Source organism: Haloarchaeobius lipolyticus (assembly GCF_051208015.1).
In the GTDB taxonomy this organism is placed as follows: domain Archaea; phylum Halobacteriota; class Halobacteria; order Halobacteriales; family Natrialbaceae; genus Haloarchaeobius.
Map to the genome: position 1 here is coordinate 251488 of NZ_JBPKGF010000001.1, position 14830 is coordinate 266317.

Below are 14830 nucleotides of genomic sequence, written 5' to 3' on the forward strand. Positions count from 1 at the left end.
CCATGGTCGGGGACGGGTTATATTCACGGTATCGAGACAGAAATGTTTGGTCGGGTGGTGATTTAGGATGGTTCTCCGACGAGTCGGTTGACATGATACCACCTATCGCACGGAACTTCGTCGCGGGTGAGTCGCCGTCGGCTGCAATCGACCACGCGGAAGAGACGACGAGACGCGACGTCGGCTGTATCCTGAACCTGCTGGGCGAACACTACGAGGAGCGCCCGCCGGCCGACGAAGACGCAGACGAGTACGTCGACCTCGTCGCGTCCATCGCCGACAGCCCCGCGACGGCCTGCGTCTCGGTCAAGCCGTCCCAGATCGGCCTCGATCTCGGGGACGATGTGTTCGCTGAGAACCTCGAACGCATCGTAGCGCACGCGACCGACCACGACGTCTTCGTCTGGGTCGACATGGAGGACCACACGACCACCGACGCGACACTCGACGCGGTCGAGGAGCTGGGCCACGCGACCGACGGGAACGTGGGCGTCTGCCTCCAGGCGAACCTGAAGCGGACCCCGAGCGACCTCGAACGGCTGGCGACCGTCCCCGGGAAGGTCCGGCTCGTCAAGGGTGCCTACGACGAACCGAATTCGGTCGCGTACAGGGACAAGGCGCGGGTCGACGAGCAGTACCGCGAACTGCTCGAGTACATGTTCCGAGAGTTCGACGACGGCGTCGCCGTCGGGAGTCACGACCCGGAGATGATCTCGTACGCCCGGAAGCTACAACAGGAGTACGGGACGCCATACGAGGTACAGATGCTGATGGGCGTTCGAGAATCCGCACAGTTCGAGCTCGCCGCCGATGGCGTCGAGGTGTGGCAGTACGTCCCTTACGGCGACAAGTGGTTCCAGTACTTCTACCGGCGGGTCCGTGAGCGCAAGTCGAACGCGCTGTTCGCACTGCGGGCCGTCCTCACCGGGTAATCAGGAAGATTCCGGGTCGAGAAGCTTCGACTCCGCCTTCCGAAGGTGCTCCAGCAGCGTCGTCTTCGAGACGTCCAGCTCCGAGGCGAGTTCCCGCGTCGAGACACCGCGAGGCCACTGGTAATATCCTCGTTCGCGGGCGTGCTCGAACACCTCGCGCTGGGTATTGGTCAGCGAGTCTATCCGCCACCGGTTCTCGTTCAGCGGGGTGTCGAACGACGTGATGCTCGCCACCTCGATGTCCGCGCCCGCCGTCTCGCGGACCGCGTCCAGTTCGGGTTCGACCTGGTCGCGCGTGCCCGAGAACACGACCTGCCAGTACTCGCGGCCACCCTCGATACGACACGGGGCGTTGTGGACGAACCCGTGTGAGAGCAGCGTCGGACACACCATGTCACCGGGGTTGTAGTCGAGGAAGAACTCGCGGGCGACGTTTCCCGGCGACGACGACTGGCCGGCGTAATCGAAACGTTCCTGGAGTTCGTGGACGTCGCCGGTGAGCCCCGACCGCTCGATGGTCCCGAGCAGTGTCTCGACCTCGTCGGTCGTCTTCCCGTAGGCGGTGAACAGACCCCGGACCGTCTGGTCAGCCGTTCCGTCCGGACCGTCGTAGATCGCGTGAGCGATGACCCCACCCGGGACCTTCTCGGTCGATTCACACGCCCAGCAGTTGGGGTGCCACAGGTCGAGCGTCAGCCGAGTTCCCTGGAACCGGTCCCCCTCGTTCGTCCCCGATGCTCCAGTCATTGCAGTCTAACTGGAGGCACCGTTGAAGAGTATGTTGCCAACCGTCTCCTCCCCAATATATCTCTGCTGCCAGTTCTCGAGGCCTCTACCGGCCGATTCAGAGTGGCTCCCAGGTCCGCGGCGAGTCGTTCAACCGTTCACAGCCATCGTCGGTGACGACCACGAGGTCCTCGATTCTGACGCCGAACTCGCCGTCGACGTAGACGCCGGGTTCGACCGAGAACACCATCCCCGGTTCGAGCTCGAGGGCATTCCCCTCGACGATGTAGGGCGGTTCGTGGACGTCGAGGCCGACGCCGTGGCCCGTCCGGTGGATGAACTGCTCGCCGTAGCCCGCGTCCTCGATGACCTCGCGGGCTGCCCTGTCGACCGCCTGCGCCTCGACGCCGGGTTCGACGGCGGCGACGCCAGCCTCGAGCGCCTCCTGAACGACGGCGTGGACCGCCTTGAACTCCTCCGAGGGGTCACCGGCGAAGACCGTCGTCCGGGTCTGGTCGCCCGGATAGCGGTCGACCCACGCACCGAAGTCGAGGACGACCGGGTCGCCCCGCTCGACCTCGCGCTCGCCGTGGTGATGGTGCGGTTTCGCCCCGTTCGGCCCCGAGCCGACGATGACCTCGAACGAGAGTCCGTCGCCGCCCGCGCTCGCCAGCGAGGACTCTATCTCCTCGGCCAGCTCGCGCTCGGTCAGTCCGATGGCACTCTGCCCCAGCTTGCGGACCTCGGTGCTCACCTGGTCGGCCACCTCGCCGGCACGACGCAGGGCGTCGAGTTCCGTCTCGTCCTTGCGAATTCGGAGGTCGTCGAACACCTCGCTCGCGAGGCCGAACGTCGCCTCCGGCAGCGCAGCCCGCAGGTCCTGGGTGAACAGCGCCCACATCGTGTCGTCGACGAGGACGTACGCCCCGCCGTCGACCAGCGGTCCCAGCACGTCGCGAACGTGTTCGACCGGGTCCTCGCCGTCGGCCCACGTCCGCACGTCGTCGACCCACGTCTCCTCACGTACCTGCGAACCGTACAGCTCGGGCACGAGGAACACCGGCTCACCCTCGGCCGGGACGAACAGGAACAGGTGGCGTTCACCCGGTTCCTCGTGGAACCCGGTCGCGTAGAACAGGTTCGGACTGGGGAACAACACCGCGGCGTCGACGTCCTGGTCGCGCAATCGCTTCTGGCAGTCGCGGGTCCGGCGCTCGAAGGCGTCCATGTCCTGCCATTCGTGGGCCGGGTGTGTAGTTGTATCGCGTTCGGCGAGCCGATCGGTCCCCACCCTTTTCACCTGCCGAACCGAACGGTCGTTTCTCCAATGCCCACAGCCGAGGACGCAGAGCGGTTCGCCAGCACCGAGGACTACTACGCCAGCTACCGACCCGGCTACTGCGACGAGGCGTTCGACCTGCTCGCCGAGCGGTTCGAACTCGACGACGACGCCCGGGTGCTCGACCTCGGTTGTGGCGCGGGGCAGCTCACGCTCCCGATGGCCCGGCGAGCGGGCGACGTCGTCGCCATGGACCCGAACGACGAGATGCTGGCCAACGCGAAAGAGCGAATCGACGGCGAAGCCCTGTCCAACGTCGAGTTCGTGCTCGGGTCCGACGCGGACCTTCCGGCACACACCGAAGACCTCGAACCGCTCCGACTCACGACGATGGGCCGGTCGTTCCACTGGATGGACCAGGAAAGAACCCTCGAGATCCTGTACGAGCTGACCGAACCGGACGGCGGCGTCGCCATCATGACCGACCAGGAGTGGCTGACGAAGGGCACGGAGCCGTGGCAGTCGGCAGTCTACGAGGTGGTCGACGCCTACCTCGACGACCTGCCGGAGCGCGTGGACCCTGCGGAGGTCGAGTACGAGGTCTCGTGGACCGATCTGCTGGCCGAATACGGCTTCACCGACGTTCGCGAGGACGTCTTCCGGGTCGAGCGCGAGTGGGACGCCGGCAGCATCGTCGGCTACGTGTTCTCGCTCTCGTTCTGCTCGCCGCGACGCTTCGGCGACCGGAAGGAGACGTTCGAGGCGGACCTCCGAGCCCGACTCGACGAACTGGGCGGCCCGTTCACCGAGACGGCACGTGTCGAGGTGCTGTCAGGAGTGAAGCCAGCGAACTGACCGGTACCGCCCACGTTCCGGATGGCGAACGATTTTCACGACCCGCGGCAAAAATCACCAGCATGAAACTCGGCACGGGGCTGTTCACCTGTCAGAAGCGCCCGGACGACGACCGGACGACGACCGAGATATACGACGAGATGCTGGACCTCGGCCGGACCATCGACGAGGTCGGCCTCGACAGCATGTGGGTCTCAGAGCATCACTTCACCGAGGACGAGTACCTCCCGGGAACGATGCCCTCACTTGCGGCCCTGGCGGCCCAGACCGAGAACGTCGAACTCGGGACCTGCATCGCACTCGCACCCCTGTACGACGGGGTCCGACTCGCCGAAGACGCGGCGACGGTCGACCACGTATCGCACGGACGGCTCACGCTCGGACTGGCAATCGGGTCCAACCCCGGCGAGTTCGAGGCCTTCGGCGTCCCGCAGGACGAACGAGTCGAGCGGCTGGAGGACCAGGTAAACCTCTTGCGAGCCGCCTGGTCCGAGGGACCCCTCGACTACGAGGCACGGTTCCACGATATCGACCCGAGCGTGTCCGTCACGCCGAAACCGGTCGACGGAGACGTACCGATCATGCTCGGCGGCGGCGCGAAACCCGCGGTCCGACGGGCCGCACGGACCGCCGACGCCTGGTGTGCACCCTCGAAGATCTCCCTCGGCGGGCTCAAGAAACGCGTCGACGACATCCGGAACGTCCGCGAGAAGGAGGGCATCGACGGCGACTTCGAGATATATCTCATCAAACACGGGTTCGTCGCCGACTCCCGGGAGGAGGCCTGGAACCTGATGAAGCCCGGCTACTTCTACATCCAGCGCCGCTACGCCGAGATATTCTCTGGTGAGACGGTCGAGGAACTCCCCGAGGAGCGAAAGCAGGAGCTGAAAGAACAGGCGATCTTCGGCACGCCTGAGCAGGTCACGGAAGAGCTGTCGAAGTACCGCGACGCGCTCGGCGACGACGTCCACTTCATCTTCCGAACGTACCACCCGGGCATCGGCACCGAGACGATGAAGGAGTGCATCCGGCGACTGGGCGACGAGGTCGCACCGGAACTTCGCTAAGCGAGACGGCCGCCACGACCAGACTCGTCCGGTTCCGACGGGTCCTGTTCTTCCACCCACTCCGCGGCCAGGATTCCCCACGACAGCAGGTCGTGGTAGTCTCCATCGACGAAGGCCTTGTTCCGGGCCGTCCCCTCGTGCGTGAACCCGGCCTTCTCGAGGACCGCCTGCGACGCCTCGTTCCCGCCGACAGTGGCGGCCTCCACCCGGTGTAGTCGCAGGTGGTCGAAGGCGTACTCGAGGGCGAGCCGGACCGCTGCCGAAGCGTAACCTTCGCCCTGCCGGGCGGGAAGCACGAAGTACGAGAGCCGGCAGATGCCGGACTGCCAGTGGATCCCCTTGACCTGACAGCAGCCCACGAGCCCGTCGGCGTCGATGGCGAAGGGAACGAAACCGTCGTCGGCCCGCCACGACTCGTACAGTTCCCGGAAGTCGGCTTCCGATTGTGGCTCGACGGTGTCCAGCATCTGCCAGACCGTCGGGTCGTTCCAGGCGGCACGGAGCGATGGCAGGTCCGACGACTCCACCGGTCTGAGCGACACCCGGCCGTCGGTCAGGAAGGCGTGTTCGGTCACGGCTTCGAGTCGTCCGGGTGAGAGAAAAGTCCACCGACGTCGGGGAACCTGGCGACGCTGCGATCCCGACCCGTCCACTGGTTCCGCGTCTGACGCTTCACTTGTGACGGTGGTGGGGGTGGTCGGGGACGACGGACGTACAGCTACTTGTCCGTCCCCTCCGAAGCGGTTCTATGGGCTTCCATACGTTCCCGGTCGACCGGGCCGACAAGCTCGACGACCCCTCCCGGTACCGGTACTGCTCCCGCGAGGAACTCGTCGCCGCACTCTCGCTCGACGGCGAGGAGACCGTTGCGGACCTCGGCTCCGGGACCGGCTTCTACACCGACGACGTGGCACCCTTCGCGGACCGAACCTACGCGGTCGACGTGCAGTCAGCGATGCACGAGCTGTACCGGGAGAAGGGCGTGCCGGAGACGGTCGAGCTCGTGACGGCGGAGATCGGCGACCTCCCGTTCGAGGACGGCCACCTCGATGCGGCGTTCTCCACGATGACGTACCACGAGTACGCCGACGAGGAGGCGCTGGCGGAACTTGCCCGGGTGCTCGCTCCTGACGGGCGTCTGGTTACCGTCGACTGGCGCGCGGGGGGCGACGAGGAGGCTGGGCCGCCGGTGGCGGAGCGGTTCTCTCTGGACGAGGCGGTCGACCACCACGAATCTGCCGAGTTCACGGTCGAAACGGCGACGGAGCGACCAGAGACGTTCCTGCTTGTCGGTCGTCTCGGCTGACACGGAAGGCGTGGACGAACGTCCAGTTCTCGAATATAATCGAATCTAATGACCTTGGATTGGTCCGCAGAGTACCTACTCGTTTCAGGGGAACGTTTACCTGTGTGAGTGAATCCCTTGCAGATACGATGGTACGAACCGACCCCTATTCCCCGAATCGAGCAGAGTACGAGTGCGTCCGCTGTGGTGCACGCGTCGAATCGGCGGCTGCTGACTGTGAACATCCATTCTGCGAAGGAACGGTGCGGAACGTCGCGGTCCCGCGGGAGTAGTCGACGCCGCGTCGACCCCACTCGCTACCCCTACCTGCGGTCTCAGAACTCCGGGAGGTCCTCCGGTGGCTCGTAGTCGGCCTCCCAGTCGATGTACTCGTCTTTGAGCACGTCACAGACCACCTGTCCCAGTTCGGTCAGCGAGGCGTTGATGGCCGAGACCGTCCCCCACGACGAGAGGTCCGGGTGGTAGGTTCGCTCCTTCCAGTCCTCCGGTATCCCCGGCGCGTGGTAGCCTACCCTGTCGGCGAAATCGTCCCAGAAGAAGTCGTATCTCGCGAAGAGGTCCATCTCCTTGGCGATGCGGAACTCGTCCTCGGTGAGGTCGGTGTGCTCGGCCCACTCGTTGAACGAGCGCTCCCAGGCACCGTCGTGGAGGAACGCTTCGAGCTCCTCGCGGCGGTAGTCTGCGTCCGCAGCCACGGTGGCGTCGTCGTACTGGTTCGGGTCGACCGACGCCAGTTCGGGTGGCTGGGGCACGGCAACGTTCAATCCCATACCGGCTGATAGGATGCGTGACCGGATAAGGCTAGGCTCCGGGCGTCAGAGCGTTCCATCTACGCCCATCTCACGGACCTCCAAGGCACGGTCCCGTATCGCGTCGAGCTCCTCGTCCGACTTCCGGTCGAGGTTCGCGTACAGCAGTCCCATCCGGTGGTTCGAGCGGAGCCGGTCCTCGTGGCTGTCGAGGAACTCCCAGTAGAGGCTGTTAAACGGGCACGCGCCCTCCCCGGTCGTCTGCTTCGGGTCGTAGGCGCAGTCGCCGCAGTAGTCGGACATCTTGTTCACGTAGTTCGCCGAGGAGACGTACGGTTTGGTGGAGAGCACGTCGCTGGCGAAACTGCCCATCCCGACCACGTTCGGGGTCGTGACCCAGTGGTAGGCGTCGGCGTAGGCGAAGTGGAACCAGCGGTTCAGCTCCTGGGGACTCGCGCCGTACAGCGTCGCGAAGTTCGAGAGGACCATCAGCCGCTCGATGTGGTGGCTGTAGGCGTGGTCCCAGACGTGTCCGACGGCGGAAGAGAGGCAGTGCATCTCGGTGTCCCCGGTGTAGTACGCGTCCGGTAGGGCCTCGTCGTGGTCGAGCTGGTTCGCCCTGGCGAGTTCGGGCATCGCCCGCCGGTAGGCGTGGCGGACGAACTCGCGCCAGCCGACGACCTGTCGGACGAACCCCTCGACGCTCGGGAGGGGCGCGTCGCCGTCCTCGTACGCCTGGAGCGAGGCCTCGATGACCTCTCTGGGGTGGAGTAGTCCGATGTTCATCGCCGGTGCGAGCAGCGCGTGGTTCAGCGACCACGACCGCTGGACCATCGCGTCCTGGTACGGACCGAACGCTGGGAGGCGGTTCTCGACGAACTCCTCGAGTGCAGCGAGGGCCTCCTCGCGGGTCACCGGCCACGCGAACCGCTCCGGATCGCCCCACGTTTCGAACTCGTCGGCAACCCAGTCTCGTACGTCGCGGGTCGTCTCGTCCGGCTCGAACCGCGGCGGGTCGGGGAACGTCACGTCATCGTCCGGGGACGCCCGGTTCTCGTCGTCGTAGTTCCACTCGCCACCATCGGGTTCGCCGTCGTCGTCGACCAGGTAGCAGGTCTCCCGGCGCATCCACCGGTAGAACTCCTCGTGTCGGAACCGGTCGCGGCCGCCGGCCCACTCGTCGAACGCCTCCGACGGGCAGAGGAAGAGCTCGTTCTCGACGAGGTCGAGTCGGCCGCCAGCGTCCTCGACGATGGACGTGAGCCGGTCGCCGGCACCGTGACCGGACGGCTCCATGAGGATCAGTTCGTCGCCGGGATGAGCTTCCAGATGGTCACGGATACCGTCGGCGAACGTCTCCGTCTGGTGGTAGTCGACCGCGTATCCCGCCGCCCGGATCTCGTCCCGGAAGTGCCGCATCGCGCTGAACACCAGCACGAGTTTCTGCGCGTGATAGGGCAGCCGACGAGCGAATCCGTGCGCCTCTATCATGAGGACGCGGTCCTCGTCGGGCGAGGCGGCGGTGAGCGGGCCGACCGCCGTCGTCAACTGGTCGCCCAGCACCCAGATGGTCATACCCGTTCTGGGCGTTCTATCGGTAAATAGACCAGTCCCCCTAGAGGCAACGACCACGACGCGATACCCCGTGAGAGTGGTGGACACGCCGCCCAGAGTATTATACCGGTGACACGAGTCTGCTCTCCTATGCCCGACTTCGTCACGCCCCCACCCGTCGAACCCGGCGACCGCGTCGCTATCGTCGCACCGGCTTCGAACGTCGCCGCCGAGTTCCCCCACGTCTACGAGCTGGGCCTCTCGCGCATCCGCGACGAGTTCGGTCTCGAGCCGGTCGAGTACCCGACGGCGACGAAGCCAGCCGACTGGCTCTACGACGAGCCCGACGCCCGTGCGAGGGACGTGATGGACGCCTTCCGCGACCCCGAGGTATCGGCGGTCATCGCGAACATCGGCGGGAACGACCAGATTCGGATGCTCGACCACCTCGACCCGGCCGTACTCCGCCAGAATCCGACGCGATTCTACGGCTGGTCGGACAACACGAACCTCGCGCTCACCCTGTGGAACGAGGGTATCGTCTCCTACTACGGCGGCTCGACCCTGCTGGAGTACGCGATGGACGGCGGGATGTTCGACTACACCGTCGAGTATCTCGAGCGGGCGCTGTTCGACGAGACCATCGGCGAGTGGGAGGAGGCAGACCGCTTCACCGACCAGCCCGGCGACTGGGAGGACCCCCGTTCACTCGACTACCACCGGGACATCGAACCAGCCGACGGCCGGACCTGGGCCGGCGGCGACGAGCCGGTTGAGGGTCGCATCTGGGGCGGCTGCTTCGAGATACTGGACCAGTGGCTCGTCCACGGCGGGTACGTGCCCGACCCGGAGGTACTCGAGGGCTGCATCCTCGCCATCGAGACCAGTGAGGAACTCCCCGACACCGGGCTCATCACCGGCTGGCTCCAGGCACTGGGCGAGCGAGGCTTCCTCCAGCGCTTCGACGGCTTCCTCGTCGGCCGCGCCTGCGCCCGGAACCACACCGAGGCCGGAGACTGGCCCCGCCACGAGCGTGAGGCATACCGAGAGAACCAGCGGGAGGTGTTCGAGACGGTGATTCCGCAGTACAACCCGGACGCGCCAATCGTGCTCGACTGCGAGTTCGGCCACACCTACCCGACCTGCCCGATACCTATCGGTGGACTGGCACGACTCGACCCGGATAGCGAGTCCATCGTGCTGTCCTGACATCTGTGCTGTTCTGGCCTCCGTGCTGTCCTGACCCCTTCCCTCGTTCGAAATCGTCCGGATTTTTCTCTCGTTCCCGCGTCTACCCGGCCGTGCCTACCATCCGCCCCGCGACCACCGACGACGCCGAGGCGATTCACGGCATCTACGCGCCCTTCGTCGCCGAGACTGCCGTCTCGTTCGAGACCGAGGTGCCCACTCGTGACGATATCGCGGCCCGTATCGAAGCGACCCAGGAGCGATTCCCATGGCTCGTCTGCGAACGAGACGACGAACTGGCAGGGTACGCCTACGGCCACGCCCATCGGGGCCGTGGCGGCTATCGCTGGTCCGCGGAGGCCTCGGTCTACGTCGCCGAAAGACACCGGCGGAACGGGGTCGCCCGCGGGCTGTACGAGTCGCTGTTCGCAGTCCTCGAGCTACAGGGCTACGTCAACTGTTACGCAGGCATCGTGATTCCGAACGAGGAGAGCGTCGGCTTCCACGAGGCGATGGGGTTCGACCTCGTCGGCGTCTACGAGGACGTGGGCTACAAACTCGGCGAGTGGCGCGACACGCAGTGGATGCGTCGGCGACTCCGCGAACCGCCGGCGACCCCCGACGAACCGGTTCCCTTCCCGGAGATTCGAGAGACGACGGTCTGTCTCGAGGCCATGGAGACGGGCGAAGAATCGGTCCGGTGACCCGGAGAATCGACCGAATCAGTTCTCTTTCGCGTTCACGGCCGCGTCGTACAGCGTCTGGCCCCGCTCGGTGTCGATAGTGAGTTCGGGCACCGTCGTCGGGTTCCGGTCGTCGTCGATAGCGACGAACACCATGTACGATTCCGTGGTCAGCTCCGTTTCGCCGGTCCGGAGGTCCTCCTTGTAGACGCGGACCCGGACCTGAACGCTGGTCTTCCCGGCGTCGAAGACGTAGGCCCGGATGAGGGCGGCGTCTCCCTGCGGGATGGGCCGCCGGAAGTTCGTCTGGTCCATCCGGGCGGTGACGCAGGTCTCGCCCGCGAAGCGCATCGCCGACATCGCACCGACCTCGTCCATCCACTTCATCACGTTCCCACCGTGCGCCGCCCCGAGGATGTTCGCGTCGTCGGGATTGACGAGGAAACGGTTCTCGATGTAGGTGTCCATCAGACTCGGCATGGCTGGCGCTTCGTGGAGGGGCCGGAATAGCCTGCCGGGTTCCTCCCGGTCTGTGGGTGGAACACCGTTCGCACGTCGACTCCTGCCATGGCACATCCTCTCGCCCCGTCTCCGACAACCGTTTAGGGGGGGAGGAAGAAGCGACACCCAATGAGCGAACGAGCCGACCCCCCGGTCCCGGAGCCGCCAGACCCTCCGGGTACCGGTGAGGGGTCAGTCCACGTTCTCGGGACGGCACACGTCTCCGAGAAGTCGGTCCAGGAGGTTCGCGATACTATCGCGACGGACCAGCCCGACGTCGTGGCGGTCGAACTCGACGAGGGACGGTACCGACAGATGCGCGGCGAGACGCCGGACGACATCGAACCACGCGACCTGCTGAAGGGGAACACCGTCTTCCAGTTCCTCGCGTACTGGATGCTCTCGTACGTCCAGACCCGACTCGGCGAGCAGTTCGACATCCAGCCGGGTGCCGACATGCTGGCCGCCATCGAAGCAGCGGAGGAGCACGGCAGGGGTATCGCCCTCGTCGACCGCGACATCCAGGTGACCATCCAGCGGTTCTGGCGGCGGATGTCGACGAAGGAGAAGTTCCAGATGGTCGCCGGGCTGACCTTCGGCGTGGCGGACGCGCTCGTGGTCGGCGTCACGGTCGGCCTCGTCGCCGGGATGTTCTTCGGACCCCTGCTTGGCCTCGCCGCCGGGCCCGTATTCGGCGCGACGACGGCCCAGTTGCAGGCCGTCACCGCCGGTGGCCTCGTCGCCCTCGTCGCCGGCTACCTGCTCTGGGAGTTCGCTGCCGCGAACGCTTCGCCGGATGCGGCGGTAGCTATCGGCGCAGGTGGCGGTGTCACCATCGGCGCGATAACGGCGCTGACGGGCGTTCTGAACGACCCCGTCGGTGGCCTCCTCGGTGGCGGGCTCATGCTCTCGATCGCAGCCGGCTTCGTCGGTGGCATCGTCGGCGGGGTCACCCTCGGCGGCCTGCTCGGCGGGCTGATGGCCGTACTCGGCTACGACGCAGACCCGGAGGAAGAGTACGAGGAGTTCGACATCGAATCGATGACCGATGCGGACGTCGTCACGGTGATGATGGAGGAGTTCCGGCAGTTCTCCCCCGGCGGCGCACAGGCGCTCATCGACGAGCGCGACGCCTACATCGCCCACAAACTCCTTGCCCTGAGAGAGCAGGGCTACTCCGTGCTGGCGGTCGTCGGTGCGGGCCACCGTGCCGGCATCGAGAACTATCTCGCAAACCCCGACCAGCTCCCGGCGCTCGAATCCATCGAGGGGACCGACCAGGAGAAACGCTTCTCGGTGTTCAAACTGTTCGCCTACGCGCTGGCGCTCGGCTACGTCGCCTTCTTCGGTCTGCTCGTCATGGCCGGGGTCGGCAACGTCTTCCTGCTGAAGCTGTTCGTCGCCTGGTTCCTGTTCAACGGGGTCATCGCCTTCGCGCTCGCAAAGCTCGTGGGCGCACGCTGGACCTCGGCCGCCGTCGGCGGGGGAATCGCCTGGCTCACGAGCCTCAACCCCCTCCTCGCGCCCGGCTGGTTCGCTGGGTACATGGAGCTTCGCCACGACCCGGTCAACGTCGGCGACATCGCCAGACTGAACGAGATACTGGCGGACGAGGAGAGCCCCATCCGGGACGTGCTCGGCCGGATGTTCGACGTCCCGCTGTTCAAGCTCATCATGGTCGTGGCGGCGACCAACATCGGGAGCATGATTGCCAGCCTGCTGTTCCCCGTTACCGTCCTCCCGTGGCTCGCACAGGGACGAATCGAGAACGTGGGTCAGCTGATGGACCTGCTCATCCGTGGCGCCCAGAACAGCCTCGACGTCATCACGGGGGTGCTCTGAATGAACTTCTCTGCCGGTGAGATACGGGACCTCGCGGTCGCCTGGATCGCGCTCTCGGTCGCCTTCGCCATACTCACCGTCGGCCCGAACGCCATCCTCGGCGCGTCGCCGTCCCAGCTCGTCGTGGTGCTCGCGTTCACCGGAATGACCGCCGGCATCGGCTTCCTGCTCCACGAACTCGCACACAAGTTCACCGCGATGCGGTTCGGCTATCCGGCCGAGTTCCGCGCCGACCACCAGATGCTACTGCTCGCCATCTTCAGCGCCATGGTCGGCTTCCTGTTCGCGGCACCCGGCGCGGTCTACCACCCGTACACGAACGACCGCGAGAGCGGCATCATCGCCGTCGCAGGACCGCTGACGAACGTGGCGCTCGTCGCCGTGTTCTTCCCGCTCATCGCGTTCGACGGGATACTCGGAACGGTCGGGAGCTACGGCGTGTTCATCAACGCCTTCCTCGCCGGGTTCAACATGATACCCTACGGCCCGCTCGACGGACGGAAGGTGCTTCGGTGGAGCAAGTCCATCTTCGCCGTCACGTTCCTCCTCTGCGGAGGGCTGGCACTGGCGGTGCTCACGGGAACGCTCCCGAACCCGTTCTGAGGCCCTTTACACCCTCTCTTCCGTTCGTCTTCTCCACTTACTCGGCCGGAACGTAGCGACGTTTCTGACAGGTGAGTTATCAATATATCTACCCTCACGGCGTCTATAAGCGACATGAGCGTCAGCAGACGGGCCGTGCTCCGAGGGGGAAGCATCGCCGCGGTACTGTCTCTGGCCGGCTGTCTCGAGGGGTTCGCCTTCGGCGGCGGGGGTCAGACGGTAGATGGACCGACGACCAATTTCGTGTACGACCACCGGGAGCTACTGGACGGCAACGCATCGTTCTTCTTCCAGCTCGACGGCAGCGCACTCGCGACGGCCTTCGCGCCGAGTGACGCCGACGCGAAGGTCGAAGACGCGGTCGACGCCGTCGGAACCGTCGACGAACTCCTCGCCGTCGGGTTCCTGAAGACCGGGTCGAAACAGCAGGGCGGCGGGACGGTTCTCGCGAGAGGCTCGGTCGACTCGGGAGCCGTCGCGAACGACCTGACACGGAAGGGGATGCGGTCGACCGGCAGTCACGCCGGCTACGACATCTATCGGGCCGACACCTCCTCGGGGATGGACGTCGCCACCGCCATCGCCGGGAACGCGGTCGCCTACGGTGTCGGGACGGCGGCTGTTCCGGCAGCCGACGCCGTGACGTCGTTGCTCGATGCAGGTCGTGGGAAGGTCCCCCGCCGGCCCGACGCGAGCGCCGACGCGAAGCGCCTGATGAACCGATTCGCGACCCGTGAGACCCTGCCGCACGGCGTCTTCGTCGGCGAGTTCGACGGGAGCGCCATCGACGACCTGTTTCCGAGCCTCAACCCCGGACTTCGGGCCGTCTTCCGTAACGCCCGGGCCGTCGGAATCGGGTTCACGGTCAACGGGACGGGGACGGACGTCGAAGCGGCGCTCGTGTACGGAACGCCCGCAGAGGCGGCGAGCGCCGTCACGTCCGCCCAGAGCGTCATCGCCCGGATGGCGAGCGACGAGACTCTTCCGGACCCACTGGTCGGGGCCTGGAACGCCCGCGTCTCGACTGAGGGGACCACCGTCGTCGTCACCTTCGGCACCGAGACCGCCTCGCTCTGGGGGCTCGTCGTCGGCCCGTTCTACAGCCTCGCGACCTCGTTGACCGACATCGACACCTCGGCGGCCCCGAACGTCGGGTTCTCGTACATGCAGGCAGACGGCGGGAAGATACGAGTCACGCACGAAGCGGGCGACCCGGCGACCCACCTCCGGGTGGTGTACACCAGCCGCGGTGAGAAGGTCGAAGAGTGGTGGGCCGGACAGAAACAGGTCAAACCGGGTGACACGCACACGACGAAGCAGGCGGTCAGCTTCGACCAGCCGCTCCAGGTCATCTGGTACGGCGGCCCGGTCCCGATCATCATCGCGCAGTACGACCCGACCGCGGACGACGCGAGGGACAAGGAGCGGAAAGCGAGAGAACAGAGGGAGACCGAACGCGAACCGCCGAGCCGGCGACGGTAGACGAGACGAACGCGCCGGACAGACCGGTGGGCTTTTGCGGGTGCCCGTGGCTGCAACTCG

Annotated in this window: 16 protein-coding genes; 10 read left to right on the forward strand and 6 right to left on the reverse strand. The window is 66.1% G+C overall.

Going from position 1 to position 14830, the window contains the following annotated elements; all coding sequences use genetic code 11:
- Window positions 1-92 precede the first annotated feature (92 nt).
- Window positions 93-932: a proline dehydrogenase family protein gene (locus ACSC1Y_RS01350; RefSeq protein WP_435332757.1), complete on the forward strand. Its 840-nt coding sequence runs from the start codon at window positions 93-95 to the stop codon at window positions 930-932.
- Here the strand turns inward: ACSC1Y_RS01350 and ACSC1Y_RS01355 are convergent, their stop codons facing one another.
- Both ACSC1Y_RS01355 and ACSC1Y_RS01360 read right to left on the reverse strand, forming a co-directional pair.
- Window positions 933-1679: a helix-turn-helix domain-containing protein gene (locus ACSC1Y_RS01355; protein WP_435332759.1), complete on the reverse strand. Its 747-nt coding sequence runs from the start codon at window positions 1677-1679 to the stop codon at window positions 933-935. It lies immediately after the preceding gene.
- 97 nt (window positions 1680-1776) lie between these two features.
- Window positions 1777-2886, reverse strand: coding sequence for a M24 family metallopeptidase (locus ACSC1Y_RS01360; protein ID WP_435332760.1), 1110 nt, complete (start codon window positions 2884-2886; stop codon window positions 1777-1779).
- 99 nt (window positions 2887-2985) lie between these two features.
- On the opposite strand from ACSC1Y_RS01360, the gene ACSC1Y_RS01365 reads away from it, so the two are divergent.
- Together ACSC1Y_RS01365 and ACSC1Y_RS01370 are read left to right on the forward strand one after the other, a co-directional pair.
- Window positions 2986-3792 (forward strand): class I SAM-dependent methyltransferase, encoded by an 807-nt coding sequence (locus tag ACSC1Y_RS01365; RefSeq protein ID WP_435332761.1) that lies wholly within the window; start codon window positions 2986-2988, stop codon window positions 3790-3792.
- Window positions 3793-3854: 62 nt separating this feature from the next.
- Complete coding sequence (locus ACSC1Y_RS01370; protein WP_435332763.1) at window positions 3855-4862, forward strand: LLM class flavin-dependent oxidoreductase; 1008 nt, start codon at window positions 3855-3857, stop codon at window positions 4860-4862.
- Here ACSC1Y_RS01370 and ACSC1Y_RS01375 read toward each other — a convergent pair.
- Complete coding sequence (locus ACSC1Y_RS01375; protein WP_435332764.1) at window positions 4859-5437, reverse strand: GNAT family N-acetyltransferase; 579 nt, start codon at window positions 5435-5437, stop codon at window positions 4859-4861. The two genes, ACSC1Y_RS01370 and ACSC1Y_RS01375, sit on opposite strands and share 4 nt — an antisense overlap.
- 173 nt (window positions 5438-5610) lie before the next feature.
- Between ACSC1Y_RS01375 and ACSC1Y_RS01380 the strand changes: the two genes are divergently transcribed.
- Both ACSC1Y_RS01380 and ACSC1Y_RS01385 read left to right on the forward strand, forming a co-directional pair.
- Window positions 5611-6168 carry a class I SAM-dependent methyltransferase gene (locus ACSC1Y_RS01380; protein ID WP_435332766.1) on the forward strand — a complete coding sequence of 186 codons (558 nt, stop codon included), beginning with the start codon at window positions 5611-5613 and terminating at the stop codon, window positions 6166-6168.
- Window positions 6169-6296: 128 nt separating this feature from the next.
- Complete coding sequence (locus tag ACSC1Y_RS01385; protein WP_435332767.1) at window positions 6297-6440, forward strand: rubrerythrin-like domain-containing protein; 144 nt, start codon at window positions 6297-6299, stop codon at window positions 6438-6440.
- A gap of 42 nt (window positions 6441-6482) precedes the next feature.
- On the opposite strand, the gene ACSC1Y_RS01390 is transcribed toward ACSC1Y_RS01385, so the two are convergent.
- Complete coding sequence (locus ACSC1Y_RS01390; RefSeq protein ID WP_435332768.1) at window positions 6483-6938, reverse strand: DUF7992 family protein; 456 nt, start codon at window positions 6936-6938, stop codon at window positions 6483-6485.
- A gap of 45 nt (window positions 6939-6983) precedes the next feature.
- Window positions 6984-8492, reverse strand: a complete 1509-nt coding sequence (locus ACSC1Y_RS01395; RefSeq protein ID WP_435332769.1) for a cryptochrome/photolyase family protein — start codon at window positions 8490-8492, stop codon at window positions 6984-6986.
- 129 nt (window positions 8493-8621) lie between these two features.
- Between ACSC1Y_RS01395 and ACSC1Y_RS01400 the strand changes: the two genes are divergently transcribed.
- Both ACSC1Y_RS01400 and ACSC1Y_RS01405 read left to right on the forward strand, forming a co-directional pair.
- Window positions 8622-9680, forward strand: coding sequence for a S66 family peptidase (locus tag ACSC1Y_RS01400; protein ID WP_435332771.1), 1059 nt, complete (start codon window positions 8622-8624; stop codon window positions 9678-9680).
- Between the two features lie 92 nt (window positions 9681-9772).
- A complete protein-coding gene (locus ACSC1Y_RS01405) occupies window positions 9773-10363 on the forward strand; it encodes a GNAT family N-acetyltransferase (RefSeq protein ID WP_435332774.1) in 591 nt (196 codons plus the stop codon).
- Between the two features lie 18 nt (window positions 10364-10381).
- Here the strand turns inward: ACSC1Y_RS01405 and ACSC1Y_RS01410 are convergent, their stop codons facing one another.
- A complete protein-coding gene (locus tag ACSC1Y_RS01410; protein WP_435332775.1) occupies window positions 10382-10822 on the reverse strand; it encodes an acyl-CoA thioesterase in 441 nt (146 codons plus the stop codon).
- Between the two features lie 150 nt (window positions 10823-10972).
- Between ACSC1Y_RS01410 and ACSC1Y_RS01415 the strand changes: the two genes are divergently transcribed.
- The 3 genes from ACSC1Y_RS01415 (at window position 10973) to ACSC1Y_RS01425 (ending at window position 14770) form a co-directional block, all read left to right on the forward strand.
- Window positions 10973-12685 (forward strand): TraB/GumN family protein, encoded by a 1713-nt coding sequence (locus ACSC1Y_RS01415; protein ID WP_435332776.1) that lies wholly within the window; start codon window positions 10973-10975, stop codon window positions 12683-12685.
- Complete coding sequence (locus ACSC1Y_RS01420) at window positions 12686-13288, forward strand: zinc metalloprotease (RefSeq protein ID WP_435332778.1); 603 nt, start codon at window positions 12686-12688, stop codon at window positions 13286-13288. It abuts the gene before it with no gap.
- 114 nt (window positions 13289-13402) lie between these two features.
- Window positions 13403-14770, forward strand: a complete 1368-nt coding sequence (locus ACSC1Y_RS01425) for a hypothetical protein (RefSeq protein ID WP_435332779.1) — start codon at window positions 13403-13405, stop codon at window positions 14768-14770.
- The last annotated feature ends 60 nt before the right edge of the window (window positions 14771-14830 follow it).

What these genes read in the sequence shown, in the direction of transcription:
- ACSC1Y_RS01395 (WP_435332769.1), bottom strand. Translation starts at nt 8,492, where the DNA reads ATGACCATCTGGGTGCTGGGCGACCAGTTGACGACGGCGGTCGGCCCG.
- ACSC1Y_RS01410 (WP_435332775.1), bottom strand. Translation starts at nt 10,822, where the DNA reads ATGCCGAGTCTGATGGACACCTACATCGAGAACCGTTTCCTCGTCAAT.
- ACSC1Y_RS01425 (WP_435332779.1), top strand. Translation starts at nt 13,403, where the DNA reads ATGAGCGTCAGCAGACGGGCCGTGCTCCGAGGGGGAAGCATCGCCGCG.
- ACSC1Y_RS01360 (WP_435332760.1), bottom strand. Translation starts at nt 2,886, where the DNA reads ATGGACGCCTTCGAGCGCCGGACCCGCGACTGCCAGAAGCGATTGCGC.
- ACSC1Y_RS01385 (WP_435332767.1), top strand. Translation starts at nt 6,297, where the DNA reads ATGGTACGAACCGACCCCTATTCCCCGAATCGAGCAGAGTACGAGTGC.
- ACSC1Y_RS01355 (WP_435332759.1), bottom strand. Translation starts at nt 1,679, where the DNA reads ATGACTGGAGCATCGGGGACGAACGAGGGGGACCGGTTCCAGGGAACT.
- ACSC1Y_RS01400 (WP_435332771.1), top strand. Translation starts at nt 8,622, where the DNA reads ATGCCCGACTTCGTCACGCCCCCACCCGTCGAACCCGGCGACCGCGTC.
- ACSC1Y_RS01365 (WP_435332761.1), top strand. Translation starts at nt 2,986, where the DNA reads ATGCCCACAGCCGAGGACGCAGAGCGGTTCGCCAGCACCGAGGACTAC.
- ACSC1Y_RS01420 (WP_435332778.1), top strand. Translation starts at nt 12,686, where the DNA reads ATGAACTTCTCTGCCGGTGAGATACGGGACCTCGCGGTCGCCTGGATC.
- ACSC1Y_RS01370 (WP_435332763.1), top strand. Translation starts at nt 3,855, where the DNA reads ATGAAACTCGGCACGGGGCTGTTCACCTGTCAGAAGCGCCCGGACGAC.
- ACSC1Y_RS01380 (WP_435332766.1), top strand. Translation starts at nt 5,611, where the DNA reads ATGGGCTTCCATACGTTCCCGGTCGACCGGGCCGACAAGCTCGACGAC.
- ACSC1Y_RS01390 (WP_435332768.1), bottom strand. Translation starts at nt 6,938, where the DNA reads ATGGGATTGAACGTTGCCGTGCCCCAGCCACCCGAACTGGCGTCGGTC.
- ACSC1Y_RS01415 (WP_435332776.1), top strand. Translation starts at nt 10,973, where the DNA reads ATGAGCGAACGAGCCGACCCCCCGGTCCCGGAGCCGCCAGACCCTCCG.
- ACSC1Y_RS01350 (WP_435332757.1), top strand. Translation starts at nt 93, where the DNA reads ATGATACCACCTATCGCACGGAACTTCGTCGCGGGTGAGTCGCCGTCG.